The sequence below is a fragment of the Spongiibacter sp. genome (assembly GCF_041602295.1).
Taxonomy (GTDB): Bacteria; Pseudomonadota; Gammaproteobacteria; order Pseudomonadales; family Spongiibacteraceae; genus Spongiibacter.
Genome location: NZ_JBFIGO010000126.1, coordinates 1 through 6738 on the forward strand (window position 1 = coordinate 1; position 6738 = coordinate 6738).

The 6738-nt window shown below is 60.3% G+C and carries 6 protein-coding genes; 4 read left to right on the top strand and 2 right to left on the bottom strand.

Annotated features, from left to right (window positions below):
* The first annotated feature begins 190 nt into the window (after positions 1 to 190).
* The 3 genes from ABYM29_RS14130 to ABYM29_RS14140 all read left to right on the top strand — a co-directional run bounded on the left by ABYM29_RS14130 (position 191) and on the right by ABYM29_RS14140 (position 3342).
* Positions 191 to 778, top strand: coding sequence for a PaaI family thioesterase (locus ABYM29_RS14130; RefSeq protein ID WP_372865426.1), 588 nt, complete (start codon positions 191 to 193; stop codon positions 776 to 778).
* 31 nt (positions 779 to 809) lie between these two features.
* A complete protein-coding gene (locus ABYM29_RS14135) occupies positions 810 to 2873 on the top strand; it encodes a TonB-dependent receptor (protein ID WP_372865427.1) in 2064 nt (687 codons plus the stop codon).
* 199 nt (positions 2874 to 3072) lie between these two features.
* Positions 3073 to 3342 (top strand): hypothetical protein, encoded by a 270-nt coding sequence (locus tag ABYM29_RS14140; protein ID WP_372865428.1) that lies wholly within the window; start codon positions 3073 to 3075, stop codon positions 3340 to 3342.
* Positions 3343 to 3480: 138 nt separating this feature from the next.
* On the opposite strand, the gene ABYM29_RS14145 is transcribed toward ABYM29_RS14140, so the two are convergent.
* Positions 3481 to 4488, bottom strand: coding sequence for a tryptophan--tRNA ligase (locus tag ABYM29_RS14145; RefSeq protein ID WP_372865429.1), 1008 nt, complete (start codon positions 4486 to 4488; stop codon positions 3481 to 3483).
* A gap of 63 nt (positions 4489 to 4551) precedes the next feature.
* Positions 4552 to 5661, bottom strand: a complete 1110-nt coding sequence (locus ABYM29_RS14150; protein ID WP_372865430.1) for a DUF3524 domain-containing protein — start codon at positions 5659 to 5661, stop codon at positions 4552 to 4554.
* Positions 5662 to 5818: 157 nt separating this feature from the next.
* Between ABYM29_RS14150 and ABYM29_RS14155 the strand changes: the two genes are divergently transcribed.
* The gene (locus tag ABYM29_RS14155; RefSeq protein WP_372865431.1) at positions 5819 to 6610 is read left to right on the top strand and encodes an enoyl-CoA hydratase/isomerase family protein; all 792 of its coding nucleotides are present in this window, start codon (positions 5819 to 5821) and stop codon (positions 6608 to 6610) included.
* Positions 6611 to 6738 lie beyond the last annotated feature (128 nt).

Below are 6738 nucleotides of genomic sequence, written 5' to 3' on the forward strand. Positions count from 1 at the left end.
ACAATGGCCACTATCGTAAAACCAGTACAATGATAATCCGCGCAGCGAAGCACCATTACAGCAACACCGCCTTATGTTTGCAGCGCACGCATTACCATTTGCTAATCGTCACTAGCCTCTGCGGGACTTTCCCGAGCCGGCGCCGGCGATTACACTGCTGCTCTCATTAATAACAAGGAACGACAGTCCGATGTCGGCCAATACTGCCTCAGCCCAACTACTGCGCGTGACGCAGGCTCTGCAAGAAACCCTAGAACTCAGCATAGACCTTAACGCCGATGCCGAGCGCTTGGCCGAATTGGCCAGCCAGCTAGAGACTGTAAATGAACAACTGAGCGCCCACCAGGGCGAGAAAATCATGCCTTACTTCAACATGGAGTACGGCGATCAGCTGCGCGAGGCGCTGCCCTACGGCCCAGCCACCGGGCGCTACAATGCCTATTCGCCCGACATGGACGTTCGCAACAACGGCGATCGCGTCGTCAGTGACATCCGTTTTGGCAAGCGCCACGAAGGGCCACCCAACAGTGTACACGGCGGCATCACCAGCCTGGTCTTTGACCAACTGCTTGCCTTTGCCTGCCTGCGCAACAACACCCCTGGCTACACCGCCTCGCTGCAAGTCAGCTACCGCAAGCCTCTGCCCTTACATAAAGCGCTGCGCTTCGAAACCTGGCTGGAAGACTGCGGCGAACGCAAAGTGATCGCCCGCGGCGAATGCCGTGATGGCGACGAGCTATTGGCGACCTCTGAAGGTCTTTTTATCCGCATTATTTAAGATTCACCCCTAACATAAGGGATTGCAGTCCATGACACGCAAAACAAAAAATTCCGCGCTGATGATCTTGCTGGGCAGCAGCATCAGCCTGCCCCTACTGGCCGCTAGCGACAGCCCAAGCAACGACAAACTCGAACAGCTGACCGTCACCGCCAGCCGCACCGAGCGCGCCCCACAGGACCTGAGTATATCCCTGAGCGTGATCGACGAAGACAGCATCGACAACCTCGGCCACAGCCATATCAGTGAACTACTGAGCCAAGCACCAGGCGTATGGATCAGCCGCGGCAACGGCCAAGAGCACCTCACTGCCATTCGCTCGGGCGTGCTGACTGGCGCCGGCAGCTGTGGCGCCTTCTATTTTGCCGAAGACGGCATCCCCCTGCGTGGCCCCGGCTTTTGCAACGTCAATGAACTGTTCGATGCCAACAGCGAACAGGCGGGGCGCATCGAGGTGATTCGCGGCCCCGGCACCGCGGTACACGGCAGCAACGCGCTCAACGGTGTTATCAATATAATCAGCCGGGCGCCCAGCGAAACGCCGGAAACACAGATCGCCGGCGAAGTCGGCCCCCACGATTACGGCCGCCTGAAATTCAGCCACAGCAACACCGAGGGCCGTCACGGTTACCGCATCAGCGCCCACGGCGAAAGCGACGGTGGCTACAAAGACGACTCGGGCTTTGACCAGCAAAAACTGTCACTGCGTCACGACTACGACGGTATCGTGTGGTCAGTCCAGTCGTTGCTGTCAGCCGCCAACCTGCAGCAGGAAACTGCCGGCTATCTGCTGGGCGAAGACGCCTATAAAGACGACAGCCGCAAGCGCGACAACAGCAACCCCGAGGCCTACCGCAACAGCAGAAGTCTGCGCTACTACAGCCGCTTTGAGCGCGACGGCAGCCAGGACAGCCACTTTGTCGTGACCCCCTACTTGCGCTACACCGAGATGGAGTTTCTGCAGCACTTCCTGCCCGGCACCCCACTGGAAGAGAACGGCGAGCGCAGCGTCGGCGTACAAACGGCATTTTACCAACAGAGTAGCGACAAGCTCACCGTTCACAACGGCTTTGATATGGAGCTGACCAGCGCCTATCTGCAGCAAGAGCAGGCGGGCACCAGCTTCGCCCCCTTCCCGCAGGGCAAGCACTACGACTACGAAGTGGATGCCAAGTACTTTGCCTGGTTTGTCGGCGGCGATTACAAGGCCGGCGAAAACACCAACCTCAATTTTGGCGCGCGCTACGACATTCAGTTCTACGACTACGACAACCGTATGATCAGCGGCAACACTGCGGCTGACGGCAGCCCCTGCCCCACCGGCAATGGCGCCTGCCGCTACGCCCGCCCAGAGGACGACAGCCAGCGCTTCCGCAACTGGTCCTTCCACGGCGGACTCGTCCACCAACTGAACAGCTTCAACAGCCTCAGCGTCAATCTCGCCCACGGCTTCCGCGCACCACAGGCCAGCGAACTCTACCGCCTACAGGCTCAGCAGCTGAACGCCGAGCTGGACGAGGAATCGCTCAACAGCGCCGAGATCGGGCTGCGCGGCGAATGGAGCCGCTTCTCCTATCGCAGCGCCGTGTACTGGCTGCAAAAAGATGAATTGATTATCCAGGATAGCAACCGCCGCAATTTCAACGGTGGCCGCACCGAAAGCCGTGGCTTGGAAGTGGAAATGAGCTGGGCACTTAGCGACAGTCTGCGCTGGAACCTGCAGGGCAGCTACAGCAAACATCAGTACGACAACGACGCACTCACCAAAGAAGGCAATGAACTGGATACCGCGCCACGCCAATTGGCCAGCAGCCAACTCATCTGGCAGGCGACGCCCAGCACGGTCTTGACCCTGGAGGCCGTGCACCAAAGTGACTACTACCTAGAGGCCGACAACCGCTTCGGCTACCCCGGTCACACCCTGGTCAATGCACGCTGGCAGCAGCACTACGGCGAGCATGTTTACTCCGTGCTGCGCATTAACAATCTGGAAGATATCGACTACGCCGAGCGCGCCGACTACGCCTTTGGCAATCACCGCTACTTTGTTGGCGAGCCACGCAGCGTCTTCCTTGAAGTAGGCCTTAACTTCTAAAACGCAGTTATTTCCAACTGTAACCGGGGCGGCTCCGCAGCCGCCCCGTATTACTACCTAGCTCCCCAAGCACTTGTCCTAGGGTCGCGTGACCCAGCTCACCTTCTCGCCCTTCCCGTATATTTAGCCCCCGGAAATTTCGCGATAGTTATCCCAGACGCCGCCGCACTACCGCCGCTCACGTCCAGGAGTAACCGCGATGAAAGATGCAATGATGCTCACCACTCTGGCCATTCTACTCGCCAGCCAAGTAGCAAACGCGCAAAGTGAAAAAGATTTCGCCGGTCAGCCCCTGCTTACAGTGAGCAGCGCAATAGCGACTAGTGGCAACGACGCCCAACAGCCCAACAAGATGCCGGCGCTGCGCTTTAGCGCCGACCGCCGCGACCTGCAACTTTCGCTTCGCCACCGCAGTGGCGCGACGTTCAGCCTCGGCCCCCGAGGCCTGTCATTCACCGCCAGCTTTTAAGCCAGCAGCCGGTCCCAGGCCGGCTGATCGCCAATGCTCTGCGCCATAAACTCTAAAAATACCACTAGCTTTGCGGCAACTCACAGGCGGGCGCAACAGCAAGTACCAGAGTGGCCCGCCGCCTCGCGCGATCAGGGTTCAACCGAAACGTGACAAGCCGACCGCGCCACGCACCTTGCTGAGCATTACCGCCGCTTCGGCACGGGCCTTTTCAGCGCCCTTGGCCAGCTGGGCATCGAGGAAGCTGCCGTCTTCAAGAATTTCTTCGTAGCGCTGGCGCGCCTCGCCGATCTGGCCGTTGATCAGTTCAAACAATTGCTTCTTGGCCTCGCCCCAGGCGATGCCATTCTCAAACTGCTCGCGCATGTATACCGTTTGCTCCGGCGTGGCGAAGGCCTGCCAAATTTGAAATACCGTGGAATCGTCCGGGTCTTTTGGCTCGCCGGGCTCCAGCAGGTTGGTTTTGATTTTGTTGATGTGTTTTTTGAGTTTTTTCTCGGGCAAAAACAGCGGAATAGTATTGCCGTAGCTCTTACTCATTTTGCGGCCATCCAAGCCGCTGAGTACCGCCACATTATCGTCCACCACCGCCTCGGGCAGGGCAAAGGTCTCACCGTAAATATGATTGAAGCGCTGGGCGATATCGCGGGCCATCTCCAGATGCTGAATCTGATCGCGGCCCACCGGCACCCGCTGGGCATTAAACATTAAAATATCGGCGGCCATCAGCACCGGGTAGCTGAACAGCCCCATGGTCACACCGAAATCGGCGTCCTCGCCCTTGTCCTGGTTGTCCTGTACCGCTGCCTTATAGGCGTGGGCACGATTCATCAGCCCCTTACTGGCCACGCAGTTCAGCACCCAGGTCAGCTCGGTAATTTCCGGCACATCGGACTGGCGGTAAAAGGTGGTGCGATCAGTATCCAGGCCCAGCGCCAGCCAGGTGGCGGCGATCTCCCGCGCCGACTGGTGCACGGCGGCCGGGTCGTGGCATTTAATCAGGGCGTGGTAATCGGCAAGAAAGAAAAAACTGTCCTGCTCGGCAGACTGGCTCTCGGCAATGGCGGGGCGAATCGCGCCCACATAGTTACCCAAATGAGGGGTGCCGGTGGTGGTAATGCCGGTAAGAACCCGGGTCTTTGCCATGATACTGTCCTGTCTGCGCGGAGGGTGAAAAGCGGCCTATGATACTGGCTCACCCGGCCAGTGTCACCGCCGCTCAGCCGCCAACGCCAGTAATTGCTGGCGATACTGCGACGCCAAGACCGGCCAGTGCAACGCCGACAAATCCGGCGCCGCCAGCGGCCCCCGCCGCTTCTGCGCCGCCAGCTCTGCCAGGGCCGCACAGGCGGCGGCCGCCTCTTGCGAGGGCTGCAATAAATCGCTGGCATAGAGGTAGGGTTCAGCAAACCACTGGGGGTAGCACAGCCGCCGGGGCAGCAGCGGCCGACACCCCGCCGACACCGCGTCCATGACTGCCAGCCCCTGAAAATCGTGCAGCGCAGTGGACAGCACCACATCGCAACTCGCCAGCAGGGCGCGGTAGTCGCCGGCCGCCTCCAGGTAGCCGAAGTGTTTGAGCCGCAGACAGCGGCTGTTATCCAGCAGCGCGCGCAACTGGGCAAAGGCCTCGGGCTGGCGGCGAAATTGCTGGCCGACAATACTGACATCCAGCGGCAGCGCGGCGGCCTCACAGGCACGCAACAGGGCCAGCAATTGCTCTGGCCCCTTGTCGTACTCCCAGCGATGATTCCACAACAGGGACAGGCGCTCGCCGGCAGCGCGCACGGGCGCTGTGCACTCGGCCAGCCCTACCGGCAGCACCTCACTGCGCCGCAGCTGGCCCATCACCTCGCGGCGCGGACTGAAGTCGGGCAATTTTTTTAACAGCGCATCAGCACCATCGAGAAAGCTCTGACGGTTGTAGTCACTGTTAAACAGCACCTTGTCGGCAGCCAATGCGGTATAGAGATTGAGGATTTGCGGCTCCACGCCGCCGCGCTGCTGATCGCTGGCCGGATAGGCAAATTGATTTTCATGGAAGTAGACCAGCGTGGGCAGCCTGCACAGCGCCGGGCACAGGCCGCGCAGCGCCGACAGGTCGGTCATCGAGGTGGCCAGCAGCACATCGTAGTCGGCGTTCAAGGTATCGCGCTGCAACATCGCCCAGCTCAAGCTATTGCCGCGCAAACGCCAACTAAAGTGCCGCGCCGGCAGGCTGAGCAGTGTCCACTCACACTCCGGCAGCGCTGCCATCAAGCCCTCGGCCCAGGCCCGGTGGCTGTCGGCGTGGTAGGCCGACAACAGCAATACCCGCATAATTTTCCCCAGTAAATCGCCGCGACAAAGCCCGAAAGTATACGCGCTCGTTGACCCCATCACAGGCCTGCACTACCCTTCTTTCCCCTGAATATCGCCAGCACTGTGCCGGCCACCGCGAACCCCCTTTACCCACGCAGACAGGCAAGCATCCACCATGAGCCAATTTGAAACCCTCCGCTTCGAAAAAAACAACGGCATCGCCACCATCACCCTCAACCGCCCGGACGCCGCCAATAGCCTCAACTTGGCCATGGCTCAGGAACTGATGCAGGCCGCCATTCTCTGCGACAGCGACCGCGATGTGCGCGCGGTGGTCATCACTGCCGAGGGCAAAATGTTCTGCGCCGGTGGCGATGTGCAAAGCTTTCACCAAGCTGGCGAGCAAGCGCCGCAGCTGATCAAGGAAATCACCGCCAACCTGCACGCCGCCAACTCGCGCTTTGCCCGCATGCGTGCCCCGCTGATTGTCGCCGTCAACGGCACCGCCGCCGGCGCCGGCTTCAGCCTGGCGATGGCCGGTGATATTGTCATTGCCTCCGACAATGCCAAATTCACCATGGCTTATACCGGCATCGCGGTCAGCCCCGACGGCGGCTCCACCACCCTGCTGCCGCGCTTGGTCGGCCTGCGCCGTGCTCAGGAACTGATCTTCACCAACCGTGTACTCAACGCCGAGGAAGCACTGGACTGGGGCCTGCTCACCAAGGTAGTTGCCGCAGATCAACTCGCAGAAGAAACCGCCAAACTGGCCGCCCAGCTGGCTGCCGGCCCTACCGAGGCCTATGCCCAAGCCCGCGCGCTGCTGCTCAGCAGCTACGAGAACGGCCTGGAGTGCCAGTTGGAGCTGGAAAGCCGCGGCATTTCTCACTGCGTGGGCAGCCGCGACGGACAGGAAGGCCTGGGCGCCTTTGTCGAGCGCCGCAAGCCCAATTTCACGGGCGAGTAAGCCTTAGTCGCACGGCCCGAAGTGATTCGGGCTGTGCTCCGTCGAGCCCCTACCCACCACGGTTACTACACCACGTTGATTCTCTTTTTCTCGGGCTCTTTTTCTTCAACTTTAGGCACGCTAACGAG

Coding starts and splice junctions, on each gene's coding strand:
- ABYM29_RS14130 (WP_372865426.1), top strand. CDS start 191: ATGTCGGCCAATACTGCCTCAGCCCAACTACTGCGCGTGACGCAGGCT.
- ABYM29_RS14135 (WP_372865427.1), top strand. CDS start 810: ATGACACGCAAAACAAAAAATTCCGCGCTGATGATCTTGCTGGGCAGC.
- ABYM29_RS14140 (WP_372865428.1), top strand. CDS start 3,073: ATGAAAGATGCAATGATGCTCACCACTCTGGCCATTCTACTCGCCAGC.
- ABYM29_RS14145 (WP_372865429.1), bottom strand. CDS start 4,488: ATGGCAAAGACCCGGGTTCTTACCGGCATTACCACCACCGGCACCCCT.
- ABYM29_RS14150 (WP_372865430.1), bottom strand. CDS start 5,661: ATGCGGGTATTGCTGTTGTCGGCCTACCACGCCGACAGCCACCGGGCC.
- ABYM29_RS14155 (WP_372865431.1), top strand. CDS start 5,819: ATGAGCCAATTTGAAACCCTCCGCTTCGAAAAAAACAACGGCATCGCC.